This window comes from Cellulomonas sp. (assembly GCF_965229465.1).
Lineage (GTDB): Bacteria > Actinomycetota > Actinomycetes > Actinomycetales > Cellulomonadaceae > Cellulomonas.
Map to the genome: position 1 here is coordinate 72,503 of NZ_OZ245882.1, position 17,176 is coordinate 89,678.

The window sequence follows — 17,176 nt, forward strand, 5'->3', positions numbered from 1 at the left end:
ACCCCGACTCTAGGCCACCGGGTCTGATCCCGGGGCCCGCACGAGACGCAAGGAGCAGTCGCCGAACGAGACGGTCGACCCCACCCGGAGGCGGACCTGCTGGTCCACCCGGCACACCACCTGGGCGCCGTCGGGCAGCGTCACGACCGTGCCGTTGGTGGACCCCCGGTCAGCCACCCAGACGCCGCCCGGTTCGACGCCGATCTGGAGGTGCGTCTTGGAGACCGAGCGCGCCGGGTCCACCACGCGCACCAGCTGGACGTCCGCGTCCGACGCGGGGTTGCGCCCGACCAGCGCCGTCCGCCCGATGGTGATGCGGCGACCGTCCCCCAGCTCGACCTCGGCCACGGTCCGGTCGACCGAGGCGGAGTCGGTCGGCCGGGCGACGAGGTCGTCGCGCGGGCCGGCGGGCCGCGTCATCTCGAGCTCAGGCGCGAGGCCGTAGCTGAGCCCGACCTGACGGACGACGGGGGTGGCGCGCGTGTCCAGGTCGGGGCCGCTGCGCTGCGGGGAGATGGGCGCGAGGACCAGCGCCGCGGGACGGCCCTCGTCGAGCAGGACGTCCAGGAGGTCCGTGCCGCGGCCGTCCGGCGACGGCTCGGCGACGGCCCAGCCCGGCACGCTCACGGGTCGGCGTTCCGGCCTCACCGGGGCCGGCTCGGCACGGTGCACCGCGCGGGGTGCGTCCCGCGCGACCGGCGCCGCCGACCTGATGTCGAGCACCTCGTCGCGCGCAGCCAGGTCGTGCCAGCCGCGTCGGCGGCCCGTCCGGTCGAACGCCGGCGACGCGAGCACGACCAGCGCACCGACGGCGAACGCGAGCAGCCCGGCCGCCACCACCGCACCCCGCAGCAGGACGCGGAGCAGGCCGATCGGGCGGCGCGACTCGACGTCGAGCGTCCGGATGCCGGTGGCGAACCGCCCGAGCGTCGCGCCGGTCCGTCCGTGCAGCACCCACTGGACGACCGCGACGACGAGGACGAGGGACGCGCCCAGCAGCGCGAGCCACGCGGTGTCCCGGACGCGCGCCGCGGGGACCAGCCACCCGCCCAGCGCGAGCAGCAGTCCGACGTCGAGGACGCCCGCGGCGAACCGTCGGGCGAGGGTGGCGGGCCGCAGCTCGTCCACCACGGGGTACGGGGCGTGCACCAGGGCAACCTGCTCTCTCATGACGTGCCCTTCGGGCGTCGGCTCCGGCGGTTTCTCAGGGAGGCTGTCGACACACGCGCCCGCATGCGCCGGCGCCAACCCACGCTGTGGGTCATCGCGTCGACGGTGTCGCGGACGTCGGCCCAGTATGCGGTCGCGTGCGCGCCGCTCGGATCATCGCGGCTGAACACGGCGTGGTCGGCCGTCCGCGCGAGCGCCCCCACGCGCGACGCGACCAGCGCACCGCCCGGGGCGTCGGCGAACGAGGCCGCGAGGGTCCGCGCCGACTCGTTGCGCGTCGCCACGGAGCCGGCGGGCCGGCGCAGGTCGCGGGCAGTGTCCAGCACCTCGTCCCAGCCTCCAGCTACTCGGACCACGGGGTCCGCGCTGCGCCGACGCCGACGTCGGCGCCGGGCCTTGAGCGCGACGATGACCAGCAGCGGCGTGGCCAGCACCAGCAGCGGGACCGCCGCGATGCCCGCGACGCGCGCGATCCGCCACAGCAGGGCGTTGCCGTCGTCCTCGGCGTCGGGGTCGTCCGTCTGGGGCTGCTCGGTGTCCTCGTCGGGCGGGGTCACCGCGGCCGGCGGGGGCGGCGGCGGCTGCACCACCTGCGGGTTGGGCTCCGACGGCTTCTCCTGGTCCTCTTCCTGTGGCGTCTGCTCCGGGGGCGGCGTCGGGTCGAACGCCACCCAGCCGTACCCCTGGAACGCGACCTCGACCCACGCCTGCACGTCGTCGCCGGTGACCTCGACGGGCCCGTCGGACGCACCGTCCTCGGGGATGAACCCCATGACCACCCGCGCCGGCAGACCCATCTTGCGCACCATGAGAGCCATCGCTGCGGCGTACTGCTCGCCGTCGCCCACCATGAGGTCGCCGCCGAGCAGCGTGGTGATGCGGTCGGCGCCGTGACCGGACAGCGACTCCGTCCCCGACACGTCCATCCCGTGGCTGAAGAAGCCCTGCTCGGAGAGCCAGGTGGCCAGCGCCGAGCTGATCTGCACCGGGTTGCCGGCGTCGCGCGCCACGTCCGCAGCGGTCACCGCGGCGATGTCGGGCACCCCGGCCAGCGGCGGCTGCGCCACGTCGGACGCGGGGGCGCTGCCGACCTCGGTGTCGTCGGGCTCGCGCGGCACCACCACGTCGACGCCGTACTCGAGGCCCTCGCGGAGCCCGCCGGTGAGCACCGCGGCGCCCGTCGCGTCGTTGTACCGCAGCGCGCCCGCGTCGTCGGGGTCGGCGAGGTCGATCGACGTGGCCTGGCCGACGGTCGGGAGCCAGACTCCCCCGAGCGCCCCGATCTCGATGTCGACGTGCGCGCGGTCACCCCGCACGTTGGTCTCGATCTCGGCGCCGACCCGTCGGAACTCGCCCGACGCCTGCGCGGACCCGTCGCCGGCCACGTTCCAGACCACGCCGTCGTACCGGTCCATCGTGGCCAGCCGGACGCGGGCGTTCTCCGGCAGGCCCGTGACGGTGAACAGGACGGCGTCGGCGTCCTTCTTCACGAACTCGCGGAACGCCGACAAGGGGCTCGGGTAGTCCCGGGGGTCGAACGGCGGCACCAGCTCGTCGCGCACGACCAGGCGCTCGGTCCCGCCCGCCACCAGCGGAGCGCCGAGCACCCCGGCCGCGACGGCGACGGCGGTCAGCACGCCCGTGGCGACCACGCGCCGCGCCCGCAGGAGGCCGGCCCGCCAGGACGCCCACGGCAGCAGCACGAGCACCAGCACGAGGCCGGTGACCAGGGGCGCGACGGTGGGTCGGCGGGTGCCGAGGACGATCGCCGCGATCGTCACCACCACGGGCACCACGGCCGCGGAGGCCGCGACAGCCGCGGTGCGGGCCCGCAGGGTCACGGAGACCGCGATCGCCGACCCCACGAGGGCCAGGACGTACATCGCGACCAGGAGCGTGCCGTCGGTCCCGATCGGCGGCTGCAGCGTCAGGACCTGCTTCCACGTCGACGCGGCGGCGCGGGCCAGGTCGATCGCCGTCTGCGGGGTCGGCAGCACACCGGCGACCGTGGTGCCGGGAGCGGCGAGCGCGCCACCTGCCAGCACGTACACGACCACGAGCACGGCGACCACGGTGATCGCGGACCACCCGCGCGCCGCACCCAGCGCCGCCACGGCCGTGCCCAGCAGGAGCCCGCCGACGAGCGCGGGCAGCGCGGTGAGGCCGCCGTACACCTCGAGCAGGGGCACCAGGGCGAGGGCGAGGGTGCCGACGAGGCACAGCACGTCGACGATCGCGCGGCCGACCGGGCGAGGGGTCATGCGGTCACCCGCCGGAGCAGGCGCGGCAGGTCGTCGAGACGACCGATCGTCGCGAGGCTGAGCGAGCCCTGCGTCCGCACGGACACCTCGGCGCCGCGCTCGCAGCGCACGACGACCGTCCGCGTGCCGGTGGGGACGTGCCGGGCACCGAGCCGCAGGTCGGCGTCGCCGGGCACCGAGCCGGTCACCAGCATCGCGACGGACGCCTCCGGCGCCTCCCGGACCACGCGACGGCCCAGCAGGGTCACCCCCGCGCCACCGTTCGCCAGCACGATCCCCGAGCAGTCGTCGAGCAGGAGCGGCGGCGTCTCGACGCGCAGCCTGCCCGGTCCGGCGAGCACGACGAGGTCGCGCTCCTCGCGGATCGTCTGCACGCCCACCGACGCCAGGACGGAGACCGCCAGCTCGAGCTCGTCGTCGTCCGCGTAGTCCCGCGGGTCCGTGGCCAGCGCGAGCGCCGTCGTCGTGCGCCGGGTGTCCTCGAACTGCTTGACCATGAGGCTGCCGCGGCGCGCGGTGGTCCGCCAGTGGATGTAGCGCCGGTCGTCGCCCGCCACGTAGTCGCGCAGGGCGTGGAAGGACAGGTCGGAGTCGGACAGGTCGCGCGTCGACTGGCCCTCGAGGTCGCGCAGCAGCCCAGAGCTCGCCCCCGCCAGCGACACGAGCAGCGGGTGGACGAACAGCTCGACCGGCCGCGTCCAGCGCACGCTGCGCCGCACGAGCCCGAACGGGTCCCCGCGCACCGACCGCACCGGTCCCACGACGATGACCGCCCGGCGGGCCGTCGGGATGGCGAACAGGTCGTCGTGGGAGTGGCCGGGACCCAGCGCGGGCACCGCGAACTCGGCGACCGCCGAGCCGACGGGGAGCTCGACGCGCGAGGGCAGGGACGGTCGGCGGGCGACGTTGCGCACCTCGACGCGCCCGAGCGCTCGCTCCCCCACCTTCACGCGCCGGTCGGCCATGTCGAGCGACATGGCGTAGCGGGCACGGCCGGCGGTCATCAGCAACGACACGAGCAGGACCGCGACGAGCGCCGCCCCGACGGCGGCGAGCTCCAGCCACCCGAACAGCCTGCCCAGCACGAGGCCGAGGGCTGCGACACCCGCAACCCCCCAGCCCAGCGACGAGACCCGCAGACCCACGATCAGACCGCCCGCAGCGCCGGCGGTGCCGTGGTCTCGAGGATCCGGGCCAGGATCTCGATGGCGGTGACCCCGGCGAACTCGGCCTCCGTGTCGAGCAGCAGGCGGTGCGCCAGCACGGGCTGGGCGAGGTCCTTCACGTCGTCGGGGATGACGTACTCGCGGCCCGCCGCCGCCGCCCAGACCTTCGCGGTGCGCACGAGCGCGAGGCCGCCGCGCACGCTGGCCCCGATCGCCGTCTGCGAGTCGTCGCGGGTGGCCTCCGTGAGCCGGGCGACGTAGTCGAGGACGACCTCGTCGATGTGCACGGTCTGCGCCAGGTCCGCCATGGTGCCGACCGCCTGCGTGGTGATCCGCGGGGTCAGGTTCGTGGTGCGGTCCTTGGCGCCGGCGAGGATCTCGATCGTGGACGCGCGGTCCGGGTATCCCAGCGAGGTCTTGATGAGGAACCGGTCCAGCTGCGCCTCGGGCAGCCGGTAGGTGCCGGCCTGCTCGATCGGGTTCTGCGTCGCGATCACCATGAACGGCCGGCCCACCGGGTGCGTCACGCCGTCGACGGTGATCTGCCCCTCCTCCATCACCTCGAGCAGCGCGGCCTGCGTCTTGGGCGACGCGCGGTTGATCTCGTCCGCGAGCACCACCGACGCGAAGATCGGCCCCGGGTGGAACTCGAACCGGTGCGTGCTCTGGTCGTAGATGGTCACGCCCGTGACGTCCGACGGGAGCAGGTCCGGCGTGAACTGGATGCGGTGGTGGCTGCCCTGCACGGTCGCGGCGAGCGCCTTGGCCAGCGACGTCTTGCCGGTGCCGGGCGCGTCCTCGAGCAGCAGGTGGCCCTCCGCGACCATCGCGGTCAGCGCCAGCCGGACCGTGTGCTCCTTGCCGAGCAGCGCCAGACCGACGTTGGCGACGAGCGCGTCGAACGTCTCGGCGAACCAGATGCTCTGCTCGGGGGTCATCGGGTGGTTCTCCTCAGGTATCGGGGCTGGTGGCCCGGCGGGTGCGGGTGGGTCATGGGGACGTGGGGGTGCCGACCGTGAACGAGGCGGAGGTCGCCGGCCCGGTGCCGCGGAAGTTGGTGGCGGTGACGACGACGGACACCACGTCACCCGTCACCGTCGGTCCGACCCGGTCGAGGCGCTCGTCGTACGGCGAGCCGTTCGCCGTCTCGCACCGCGCGGTTCCGCCGTTGATGCTGAAGCAGAGCCGGTAGGAGTCGATCCCGATCCCGCCGTCGGTAGGCGCCACCCACTCGGCGAGGGCACGCGTCGGGGCGACCGGATCGTTCGGTGTGAGGGTCAGACCGGTGACCGCGCCCGGCGCCTGGCCCCAGGCGACGTCGGCGAACCCGGTGCCGACGGTGGGGCCGTAGGTGTTGCTCGCGGTGACGGTCGCCGTCACGCGAGCGCCCTGGAACGGCAGGTTCCAGCCGGAGACGTCCACGACGGCCGTGGTGCCGGAGAAGGTACCTGGCGGGCCGTCGGGCAACGGGTCGTTCCCGTTGCTGGTCAGTCTCCAGACATAGGCCACCGGTGCGCCGCCGTCGGCCACGTCGTTCCGCGTGATCGTGATCTCGGTCGGACGGCCGCCGGTGCCGTTCTTGGTCACCGTCACCGTCACGGTGGGCCGGCCCGGAGCCGTCGTGGCACGAGCCGACGCGGCCGCGCTCCAGCCGCTGGAGCCGGCGCCGTTCACGCTGCGCACCTGGTACGCGTAGGTCTGGCCACCCGTGAGGTTCTCGATCGAGTACGAGGTCCGGTTGCCGACGTCCAGCTCGCTGCCGTCGGGCAGCCGGATGACGTAGGACTGGATCGGCGTGCCGTTGTCGTCGGCACCGGACCAGCGCAGGTCGATCCGGCCCGCGCCGGCAACCGCGTTCGCCGTGAGGACTGACGGAGCGGTCGGGAGCCCGAAGGTCGACGCCGTCACGGTCCCTGCCTCGCCCCAGCCGGCCTTGTTCTTGGCGCGCACCGACACCCGGTACGGGTACTTGGTCTGAGCGTCGCTGAACGTCATCTGCTGCGTGCCGGCGGGCTGCGGGTACGTACCCCCGTTGGGGCCCTCCACCACGACCTCGTACTGCGCGACCGCGTCGCCGTTGTCGGCCGGCACCGTCCACGCGATCGCGATCACCCGGCCGAGCGTCGAGTCGGTCGGGGTCGCAGTCACCTCCGGCGCGTCCGGGGCGCGGGCGGGGACCATCGGCTGCGACGACGGTGACCACCCGCTGGGCTCCGGCGCCCGGTTGTGGGCGCGCACGCGGACCGAGTAGGCGGTCCCGTTCTTCAGCCCGCTGAACGTGTAGCTGGTCGAGGCGGACGTGACCGACGCCGGACCGGCGGGCGGTGCGGGCGAGATCTCGAGCGTGTAGCTGCTCACGGGCGACCCGGCGGACACGGGCGCGGTCCAGGTGGCGCGGACGGAGCCGTCGCCGAACTCGAGCGTCGGGGCAGCGGGGGCGTCGGGCACGGCGTCCGGCCGGGCCGTGGCCGACGGCGGGCTGGGCTCCGACCAGTCCACGGCGTTCTGCGCGGCGACGGTGAACGTGTACTCGACGTCGTTGGTGAGGTTGTCGATCGTGCAGGTCGTGCTCGCGCACTGCCGGACGATGTTCCCCGGGCTCGCCACGACGCGGTACCCGGTGATCACGGCCCCGCGGTTGTCCGGCGCGTCCCACGACAGGACGACGGTCCGGTCGCGCTCCTCGCCGACGCGCGGAGCCGTCGGCGTGGCCGGCTTCCCGCGGACGACGACGACGATCCGGCCCTCGACCTCCCGGTCCGGGTCGCCCGTGACGTCCCGGACGCGGAACCGCGTGACCATCTGGCCGATGAACCCGTCGGCGGGACGCACGCTGACCGTGCTCGACGACGCGACCGCCGTCCCGGCGCCCGGAGTCTCGACGGTGGCGCCGACGACCGTCATGGGCGAGTCCGGGAACGGGTTGAACGCGCCCTCGAGCACGTTCACGGTGGACTGCCTGCCCTCGACGCCGTCCTCGACCGTGTACGGCAGCAGCCGGATCGTCGGTCGGGTGCTCGCGATGACGCGGACATCGATCGTCTGCTCGAAGGACCCGGTCCGGCCGTACCCGATGCGCACGGGCAGCCGCTCGGTGGTGCCCTTCTGCGTGGTCTCGTCGGCCGCGATGCTCAGGATGCCGTTGGTGATGCCGCCGCTGAACCCGACCGGGACCGCCGACGTGAGCGTGTAGGAGTACCGGCTGTCGGTCGGGCTCGCGCCCTCGGGTCCCGTGGTGAACGCGCGCAGGTCGACGGCGACCGCGGCCTCCCCCGGGGCGACGTCGATGACGGACGGGGCGAACGTCGGGGGGTGGTCGTCGACGGCGTAGACGGTGATCTGGAGGGTGATCACCGAGGTCCGTGCGGAGGTGTCCCCGGGGCCCGACGAGTCGGTGACGGGCACGGTGATCGACGCCGGCCCCGCGTACCCGGGTGCTGACGTGAACTGGAGGGTCGTGGAGTCCTTCACCGGGTTGGACTGGTCCGACCGGACGGCCGTGACGCCGAGCGGGTCGGCGATGGAGGCCTCGCGGCCGGGGGCCACCTGCACCTGCTCGCCCAGCGGGATGACCAGCGTCTCGCCGGAGGCGACCCGCAGCTCGGGGGCCTTGGGCCGCGGCGTGGGCGGGAAGAAGCCGAGGGCCGGCACCGTGATGAACGCGTACGACGTGGCGGTCCCGGCGGGCGCGGTGGTGTTGGTGAGGAGGTACGGCAGCGTCTGGGCGTGGTCCACGAGGGTGACGACGACGTTGCCGCGCTCGGTCACCCGCGCCACGTCGGCCTGCGACCCGGGCACCGAGACCGCCAGGTCGCTCAGCGGGCCGCTCGGGTTCTGCGCGACCGCGAGGACGTCGACCGAGACCTCCGTGCGCCCGAGGGTGTCCAGGGCGGGGACGACCACGTCGCGGGCGATCGGCGGCAGCACCGGGGCGTCGTCGTCGACCGTGACGGTGAGCACCGCCGTGTCCCGCCCGCCGCGCTCGTTGGTGGCCGTGTAGGCGATCTGGAGGACCGTCGGGGCGTCAGGCGCCTGGACGACGATGCGCCGGCCCTGGACCTCGGCGCCGATGTCCGCCGGCTCCAGCTCGCGCTCGAGCGACAGCTCCCCGCCGCTGGAGTCCACGTCGTTGGCCAGCACGCGCACCTCGACCCGCTGGCCCGGCCGGACGGTGACCGCGTCGTCGCGCGCCACGACGGGCGCGGCCCCGGTGGGACGCGGGCTGATGCCGACGCGGACGGTCGCGACCGCGCGCTGGCCCACCCAGTCCTCGACGGCGTAGGTGAACTCGTCGGTGCCGAGCTCTCCGGGCAGTGCGGAGTACTCCAGCCAGTCGGGCCCGGTGGCGGTGATCCGGCCCCGGGCGGCGGCGGACGCCTGGCCCAGGAGGGTCACGCCGTCGCCGTCGGGGTCGATCCCGACGAGCGGCACCGGGATGCGGACGGTGTCGCCCTCGAACACGCGGGCGACCAGGTCGAGCGGGCGCGGAGGAGCCTTTGTGCTCGCGTCCGACTCGTGCACCCGGACCGTCACGGTCGCCGCCGTCACGTTGCCCGTCGCGTCCTGCACGGCGAACGTCGCGTACGCGGTGAGCGCCGTGTCGGGAGCCTGGTAGCGCAGGACGTCTCCCGAGACGAAGAGCAGCCCCTGTCCCTCGCCGAGCGGTTCCGCGAGCTTCGTGAGCAGCGTGAGGCGGTCGCCGTCCGGGTCGTACGCGTCCTCGAGCACCGGGATCGTCACCACGCCGCCGGTCCGGACGCTCACCTCGACGTTCGGCACGACGGGCGGCTGCGAGACCGTCGACGGCGCGACAGGGTGCACCACGATCTCGCCGGTCGCGGTGTCCTGCCCGTTCGACACCGCGTAGCGCAGCGCCACCGGGCCGTCCAGGGTGCGGTCGGACCTGATCTGGACCAAGTGGTGCTCCAGGATCGCCACGCGCAGACCGGACCCGTCCGGCACCTCGACCGACTGGAGCACGAGGATCTTGCCGGCCGGGTCGCTGTCGTTCTCCAGCGGGTCGATCGTCACCTCGCCGCCCGCGGGCAGGAAGGCCTGGTCCCGGACCGCCACCGGCGGTTCCGGCGTCTCCGGCCACGCGCGGACGTCGATGCGCGCCAGCCCCTGCGCCTGCTGCGGAGGAGCGGAGACCAGGAACTGCACGTAGTAGCTGCCGGGCCGGGCGGCGCTGAACGTGAACGTCCCGCCCTGGAGGTCGCTGGTGATCGTGGCGCCGACGACGTCGTCCACACCGGCCAGCCGCGCCGGTTCCGCCGACGAGCTGCGCACCGCGTCGAGGGGGCGGAGGGTCACCGGCTGGTCCACGTAGGTGACGGCGTGCACGGGGTCGATCTGCGGAGCCAGCGAGCCTGCCGCGCGCACGTCGACGTCGAGGCGCCCCTCGGTCGTGGACGTGCCGTCGGACACCAGGAGCGTCACGGTGGTCCGGCCCAGCTGCGTGCCGTCGGCCTTGAACGTCACGGAGCCGTCCTGCCGGAACCGCACCGATCCCCAGGTCGGGTCGGACGTCGCCCCGACGAGCACCAGGTCGTCGCCGTCCGGGTCCGTGAAGTCGGCGAGCGACTGGTGGTCCGCCTGGCCGCCCTGCTCCACCTCCAGCGCTCCCGTGCGCACCTGCACGGGGGCGGAGTCGGTCGCAGCGTCATGGACGGTGAGGAGCACCGACGCGGTCGACGGCGCGTTCGTGCCCCGGCCGTCCGTGATCGTGTAGGTCAGCTGGGCGGATCCCGTGGCACCGGCCGCCACGGCCACCTGGAGGGCGCGACCGCCGTGGATCGCCTCGATGCGGCCGAACTCGGCGGGCAGCGGGTCGAACTCGGAGACGACGAGGATCCCGCAGTCGGCGGACGAGTCGTTGTCGATGACCGGCAGGATCGTGGTGCGCCCGGGCCGCACCCCGAACTCGTCGTCCGCGGCCGTGGGCGGAGCCGTCTCCGCGGAGCACTCGGTGACCAGGTCCTGGGTGGTGTCGGAGGTCTCGGTCTCCTCCTGGGCCTCGTCGGGCTGCTCCTCGGGCTCCACCTGCGTCCAGTCGGGCACGCGCAGGTCGGTGTCCTGGAGCGGCATCCACAGGCGTCCCCGCAGCGTGTCGTTGAGCACCACGACCTGGCGGTTCACCCGGAACGCGAGGACGTCCGCGCTCGACATGCCCTCGAGGTTGCTGACCTTCGCCTGCTCGTCGTCGCACAGCTGGGCGTAGGAGCCGACCGGTGAGGCCCAGGCGCCGTGGGCGCACGTGCCCACCTGCACCGGTGCGGCGGGCGCCCCCGACCCGCCCGTCTCGTGCACGACCACGTCGCCGCCGCCGAGCGGGACCTCGAGGAGCGCCGTGCGGCTGGCGACCAGCGCGCGGGAGGACTGCGGTCCGGCCAGCTGGAGGGTCAGCTCGTCGCCGTCGAGCTCGGTCGAGCCGCTCAGGGTGCGGACGGTGGAGCCCGAGAGCACCACCGGCTCGTCGCCGACGGCACTGATGCCGTCCACCGCTCCGGCGCCGAGCTCGCCCAGCGGCGTCGCGCGCGGCGCACCGTCGACCAGGTCGACCCGGGTCACCGCACCGTCCTCGGGGGACACCGCGAGCACCGCACCGCTGCGCGCGACGACGACGGCCCCGCCCTCGCCGAGCTCGACGTCCGGGGTGTCCGTGGCGACCCGCAGCGAGTCCAGCCCGGAGATCGGGCGCACGAACACGTTGCCGTCCGCGTCGACCACCGCGACGACGCCCGCGGCCATCGACACGGTCGCACCGGTCACGGCGACCTGCGTCGTGAGCGTGACGGAGGCCGGGTCGACGACGGCGATCGAGCCCGGCTCGACCAGCAGCACGTCACCGGCGTCCTGGAGCACGTCGAACGTGCTCCCCGAGGCGGCCAGCCCGCCGTTGAGCTCCTCCACCTGGGCGTTGTACCGCCCGAGCTGGAGCTTGCTCGTCGCGGTGAGCCAGACGCCGCCGTCGTTGAGGTCCAGGCGGGCAAGCGGGAAGCCCTGGTCGAGCAGCGCGAGCACGAGGACGAGCACCGGGACGGTGACGACCGCGGCCGCCGTCGTCGCCCGCCCGCGCAGCGATCCCCATCTCACGGCGCGCACCCCTGAGCCGGATCGGCAGAGACCCGGCGGTCCGCGCGCACGATCGCCACCTCGACGCAGACCTGTCCCGCCGCCGCGTCGGCCGGCACGGTCGCACTGGCGACGTCGACCACGGCCAGGACGGGCTCCCCCGTCGCCTGCAGGACGCCCCACAGGTACTGGTCGCCGTCCTGCGGGTCGGGGTTCTCCCACGTGAACACCACGGAGCCGTCCGCCTGGCGGACGCCCTCCAGCCCGGCCGGGGCCGGCACGACGTCCTGGATCCGGGTGGGGTCGTCGCCCTGCGTGAAGTCCGACGTGGACGAGGGTCGGTCGTCCGGCGCTCCGCGCAGCGCCGCGGCACCGATCGCGACCACGGCCGCGAGCACGACGACACCCGAGACGATGCCCGCAACGAGGCGCGCCCGTCCGCGCTGCTGGGTCTCGACCGGCTCGACCGCCTCCGGTGGGGTGGGCGCGACGAACACCGGTCCTGCCGGACGCACGGGACCCAGGCGCACCGGCGCCAGCTCGGGGGCGACCGACGTCACGCCGCGCATCCGCGTCGGCTCGTCCGCGCCCGGCGGCGGCGCGGGTGCAGCCTCCGGGGCCACGCTGACGATCGAGCGGAGCCGCGTCGCGTCCTCCCGACCACCGTCCGGAGACTCCAACGGCATGCCGCGGTCCTGCCCGCTGTCGGACTCGTCCGTCAGGTCCAGCGGGGTGATCGGCAGGCGCAGGTCGGCCTCGACCTGCTGGAGCGCGCGCGCCACCGCCGCAGCCGACGCGAACCGTCGCGCCGGGTGCTTCGCCATCGCGCGCTCGAGCACGTCCTGCAGACCCCACGGCACGTCGTCGCGGCCGGTCGGGGGAAGTGGCGACCGCTCGATCCGGGACACCAGCTGCTGCGCCGTGTTCTGCCCCCCGGGCACCTCGAACGGGGTGCGTCCGGCGAGGAGCGAGTAGATCGTCGCCGCCAGCGAGTACACGTCCGAGCGCTCGTCGCCGGTCGGGTGCTCGCCGAGCAGCTCCGGGGGCGACCACGGGATCGACATGCCGACCGTGGCGCCGCCGCCGTGACCGGTCGTGGCGGCGATGCCGAAGTCGGTCAGGGCCGGCCACCCGAAGTCGGTGGTGAGCACGTTCGCGGGCTTGATGTCGCGGTGCAGGATCCCGGCGCGGTGCGCGGTCTCCACCGCCGACGCCAGCCGGATGCCGATCCGCAGCGCCTCGGCGACGGAGATCCGCTCCTGCCGGTACCGCTCGGCCAGACCGGGTCGCGAGCAGTACTCCATGACCAGGAACGGTCGGCCGTCCGCGGCGATGGCCGCGTGGTAGATGGTGACGATCGAGGGGTGGTGCGACAGCTGGGCCATGAGGTTGGCCTCCTGCTGGAACCGCGCGCGCACCTCGTCGTCCAGGCTGCCGGCCAGCAGCACCTTGACCGCCACCTCACGCCGCGGGAGCTCCTGCTGGTACAGGAAGACGTCCGCGAAGCCGCCCAGGCCGAGGACCCGGAGGTACTCGTAGCCCGGCAGGCGAGGCGGCGTCGATGCTTCGCGGCGTGCGGTCACGAACCCCGCTCCACCGAGAACGTCACCCCGTCACCGAGGTCGACGACCTCGTCGACGCCGACGACGCTGGGCTCCCCCGGGTGCAGGCGGCGCGCGCCCTCTCCGGCGCGGGCGACGTGGACGCCGTTGGTCGAGTCCAGGTCGGTGACCACGACGTGGTCGCCGTCCAGGCGGACCTCGGCGTGGGTGCGGGAGATGTCCTGCTGCGGGCTCGGCACCGTGATGAGCCGCGGCAGCTCGCGGTTGGTCACGCGGGCCACCTGGGGGGCGCGGCCGAGCAGCACGGCGCGGTCGAGGGGGACGACCAGGCCGGTGGACAGCACCAGCCGGGCCGCGACGGAGGCCACCTCGGGCACCCGGAACGGGCCGGGGACCTCGTCGGACGCCCAGGACGGGAGCTGGTCGCGGATCTCGGCGAGGTCCGTGGACAGGATGGTCAGGCCGTCGTGGTCGTCGAGCGACGCGGCGCCGACCGCCACGGGCAGCGCGGACCCGTCCGTGGAGGTGGTGCGCGGCGGTGCCGGCGTCGAGAGGAACGACTCCGCCTCGGCGACGACGCCGGCCGGGTCGGTGTGGTCCTCGCCCTGCCTGGTCAGCGGCACGAGCTCGACCTGGGTCGGCTCGTCCCACACGACCGCGTCGATGATCTCGGTCACGGGTCCCTCGGCGTCGAGCGCGGTACCGACCTCGTCCCCCTCGGCGACGACCGGGTCGAGGTCGGGCGCCTGCTCGGCGACGGGCTCAGCCACGGCCGGCTCGGGAACCACGGTCGGCTCGTCGGCCACGGGCGCCTCGGTGTCGGCCTCCACGACCGTCGGCTCGACCGGAGCCTGCTCCACGACGGCCGCCGGCCCGGTCTCGGGGTGGGCCTCCCGGGCGACGACCTCGGTGCGGGCGGTCAGCCCCACGCGCACGCGCGAGGCCCGCACGACCCCGTCGGCCAGCGGCAGGCTGTCCCCTGCGATCGCCGCGTCCTCCACCTGCACAGCCACGTCGGCCACACCCTCGAGCACCCGCTCGGTCCACGTGCTCACCTCGCCCGAGCGCCACACGTCCTGCCGACCGCCCACCTCGACGACGACCTCGACGTCACCACGCAGGGCCGCATGGACGCGCTGCCCGTCGACGGACACCACCGCGAACGGCGGCAGCCCCCCGAAGCCGTCTCGAGCGAGGAGCGCCAGCGCCGCGAAGACGCCCTCGCCGGCGTCCTGCCAGAGGGCGCGGACGGTCGACTCGGCCGCACCCGGACCGAGCAGCGCGACGAAGCCGGGCCGGACGACGGCCGTCCAGGTGCCGGTGGTGTACTCGGGCACGCTCATGACGGCATCTCCTCGTTCGGTGTGGCCGCGTCCGGGGTGGGCGCCTCCGGGCGGACGCGTGGGATCGGCTGGGTGGCGGTCCGCGTCCGCCGCGGGACCGTGACGCCGTTGAGCATCTCGTCCCAGACGTGGGTGCCCAGCTCGGTCCCGGTGCGGGGCACGGTGATGTGCACGTCGTCGTGGGCACCGGCCGCGGTGGCGACGTCGACGACCACGGCGCTCACGTTGTCCCGGGCACCGTGCTCGAGGGCGAGCCGGACCAGCAGCGCCGCGGCGTCCTGCGGGTCACCCGTCTGGGCCAGGACCTGGGCGAGGGCGTCGTCGCCGACCTCCCTCGTCAGGCCGTCCGTGCAGATGAGGAGCCGGTCGTGCAGCCCAGCGGGCAGCAGCCAGTACTCGGGCTCGGGCGGGTCCCCCGTGCCGAGGGCGCGGGTCAGGACGTGCCGGTCAGGGTGCGTCTCCGCCTCGGTCTGGTCGATCTCGCCCAGGTCCAGCAGCTCCTGGACCACCGAGTGGTCGACGCTCACCTGCTCCAGCTGGTCCCCGGAGAACAGGTACACGCGCGAGTCGCCCACGTTGAAGACGAGCCAGTACGAGCCGCCGTCGTGCTCGGTGACGGCGACGCCGGCGACGGTGGTGCCGCCCTGGCGACCGCCGGTGAACTCGGTGCGGATCCGCGCGGCCGTCCGGTCGAAGCACGCGTGCACGTCGTCGGCGGTGGCCGCGGCCTGCCCGGCCAGCTGGGCGAACTCCTCGACCGCGATCCGGCTGGCCATGTCGCCTGCGTCATGCCCGCCCATGCCGTCCGCGACGAGGAAGACCGGCGGGTAGGCGAGCAGGGCGTCCTCGTTCACCTCGCGGACGAGGCCACGGTCGGTCGCCGACCCCCACGACGTGCGCACGCGGCCTCCTGGTTCCCTCTGACGGCCCCGACGGGCGCCCGTTCAGTCATCGGCGCACATCGTGCCCCACCTGAGCGTCTGGTACACAACTTCGACCGATTTGTGGCTAGATCCCCAGCTGGAAGACGCCCCAGTAGGCAAGGACGACGAGCAGCACCACCGAGCCGATGACACCACCCCACAGGGTGGCGGTCCGCACGATGCCCGGCGCCGGCTGCCCCCCGTGCTGGCGGACCCGACGGCAGCGTCGCAGCAGCAGGACACCCACCACGACCACCGCCACGCCCAGCACGCGCACGGCCACCCAGCCGCCCTGCACGACGAGGTCGTTGCGCTCGTAGTCCAGCGCCAGCCGGGCGACCGCGACGATGTACCAGACCAGGGCCACCACGGTGAGGATCGCTCCGAAGCCGAGGGCGACCAGCGACGGGAGCACCCCGCGGGCGAACCGGGGTCCCGTGACGGCCACGGGCGTGCCGCGCTGCCGCCGCACGCGGTCGGCCGCCTCCTCGACCGCCCGGGCGACCAGGACGGCGAGCGGGCCGAGCACGATGAGCGCGACGGCGGCGAGCGCGAGGGCCAGGACGACGTCGCCGTCGCCGAACCACCGCGGCTCCGGCACCGGGGCGGCGACGTACGTCTGCTCCGGCTGGGCCCCGGCGATGCGCGGAACGGAGTCCCCGGTGCCGGGCAGGCCCAGGACCCAGCCCGACAGGTCCCGCAGGAACGCCGAGTCGACGTCCCCGTGCACGCGGATGCCGTGGTTGGCACCCTCGTAGTAGCGCACCGTGACGTCGTCGTTCCCCGCGATCGCCGTGTCCCGCAGGACCTGCTGGGCGCCCTGGATCGTGGGCATCGAGGCGTCGCCGGTGCCGTAGACGACGAGGACGGGCTGCGTCATCTGGCGCTGGTACGGGGTGACGTCGAAGTCGGCGTACTCGAACCCACCCCCGGGCAGCGACATCCCGACCGCTCGCGGGATCGCCCGGAACACGCCGTGCGGCACGCCGGTGTTGCGCAGGTAGGAGTCCACCGCGAACGCGGCCTGCTCCCTCGGCGGCACCACCGGGGACGACACCAGGACGACGAAGGCGATCGTCGGGTCCTGCACCGCCATGATCGGGGCGATCCAGCCACCCTCGCTCTCGGCGTAGATGCCGACGCCATCCGGGTCGACGCCCGGGAACGACTGGAGCACCGCGACCGAGGCGTCGTAGTCCGCGGCCATCAGCACGTAGTCGCGGTGCCGCGTCGTGTACGTGTCGAGCCGCTTGTTCGGCACCATCGCGACGATCCCCGACGCGGCCAGCGCGTGCGCCTGCTCGAGGAACGCGGTGTCGTAGCGACCCGTGCCGGCGCCGTGCACGAACACGACGCCGCGCTTGGGACCGTCCAGCCCGACGGGTTCGCTGACCTGGGCGTCGATGGTGGCGCCGTCCAGCTGCACGGTCACCACGGAGGTGCGCACCGGGTACGTCCGCACCGGTGCGGCGTCCCCGATCGCCGTCGACGTCGTCACGACGGTCAACGGGTCGGCCAACGGGACCGGGTCCCACTGGGGGCCCATGACGGCGCCCAGGATCGCCAGGACCACGATCCCCAGCGCCGTGCTCGCCAGCAGGCGGTACGACCTGCCGAGGTGGCGGCCCACGACCGTGTCCTCGCGCGGCTCAGTGCGCTCGTCCGAGCTCAGCATGC

At 74.4% G+C, this 17,176-nt stretch carries 9 protein-coding genes; all 9 read right to left on the bottom strand.

Annotated features, from left to right (window positions below; genetic code table 11):
* Positions 1 to 9 precede the first annotated feature (9 nt).
* Complete coding sequence (locus ACO06A_RS00375) at positions 10 to 1,170, bottom strand: RDD family protein (protein WP_421734197.1); 1,161 nt, start codon at positions 1,168 to 1,170, stop codon at positions 10 to 12.
* A complete protein-coding gene (locus ACO06A_RS00380; protein WP_421734198.1) occupies positions 1,167 to 3,431 on the bottom strand; it encodes a transglutaminaseTgpA domain-containing protein in 2,265 nt (754 codons plus the stop codon). Before ACO06A_RS00380 ends, ACO06A_RS00375 begins: the two co-directional genes overlap by 4 nt.
* Positions 3,428 to 4,576, bottom strand: a complete 1,149-nt coding sequence (locus ACO06A_RS00385; protein WP_421734199.1) for a DUF58 domain-containing protein — start codon at positions 4,574 to 4,576, stop codon at positions 3,428 to 3,430. The genes ACO06A_RS00380 and ACO06A_RS00385 overlap by 4 nt, the downstream gene beginning before the upstream one ends.
* Positions 4,577 to 4,578: 2 nt before the next feature.
* Positions 4,579 to 5,535 carry an AAA family ATPase gene (locus ACO06A_RS00390; RefSeq protein WP_175346582.1) on the bottom strand — a complete coding sequence of 319 codons (957 nt, stop codon included), beginning with the start codon at positions 5,533 to 5,535 and terminating at the stop codon, positions 4,579 to 4,581.
* A gap of 52 nt (positions 5,536 to 5,587) precedes the next feature.
* A complete protein-coding gene (locus tag ACO06A_RS00395) occupies positions 5,588 to 11,692 on the bottom strand; it encodes an Ig-like domain-containing protein (RefSeq protein ID WP_421734200.1) in 6,105 nt (2,034 codons plus the stop codon).
* Complete coding sequence (locus ACO06A_RS00400) at positions 11,689 to 13,254, bottom strand: serine/threonine-protein kinase (RefSeq protein ID WP_421734201.1); 1,566 nt, start codon at positions 13,252 to 13,254, stop codon at positions 11,689 to 11,691. Before ACO06A_RS00400 ends, ACO06A_RS00395 begins: the two co-directional genes overlap by 4 nt.
* Positions 13,251 to 14,576, bottom strand: coding sequence for an FHA domain-containing protein (locus tag ACO06A_RS00405; RefSeq protein ID WP_421734202.1), 1,326 nt, complete (start codon positions 14,574 to 14,576; stop codon positions 13,251 to 13,253). The genes ACO06A_RS00400 and ACO06A_RS00405 overlap by 4 nt, the downstream gene beginning before the upstream one ends.
* Positions 14,573 to 15,478 carry a PP2C family protein-serine/threonine phosphatase gene (locus ACO06A_RS00410; protein WP_421734203.1) on the bottom strand — a complete coding sequence of 302 codons (906 nt, stop codon included), beginning with the start codon at positions 15,476 to 15,478 and terminating at the stop codon, positions 14,573 to 14,575. Before ACO06A_RS00410 ends, ACO06A_RS00405 begins: the two co-directional genes overlap by 4 nt.
* A 106-nt stretch (positions 15,479 to 15,584) precedes the next feature.
* Positions 15,585 to 17,174, bottom strand: a complete 1,590-nt coding sequence (locus ACO06A_RS00415; protein ID WP_421734204.1) for an alpha/beta hydrolase family protein — start codon at positions 17,172 to 17,174, stop codon at positions 15,585 to 15,587.
* Between the last annotated feature and the right edge of the window lie 2 nt (positions 17,175 to 17,176).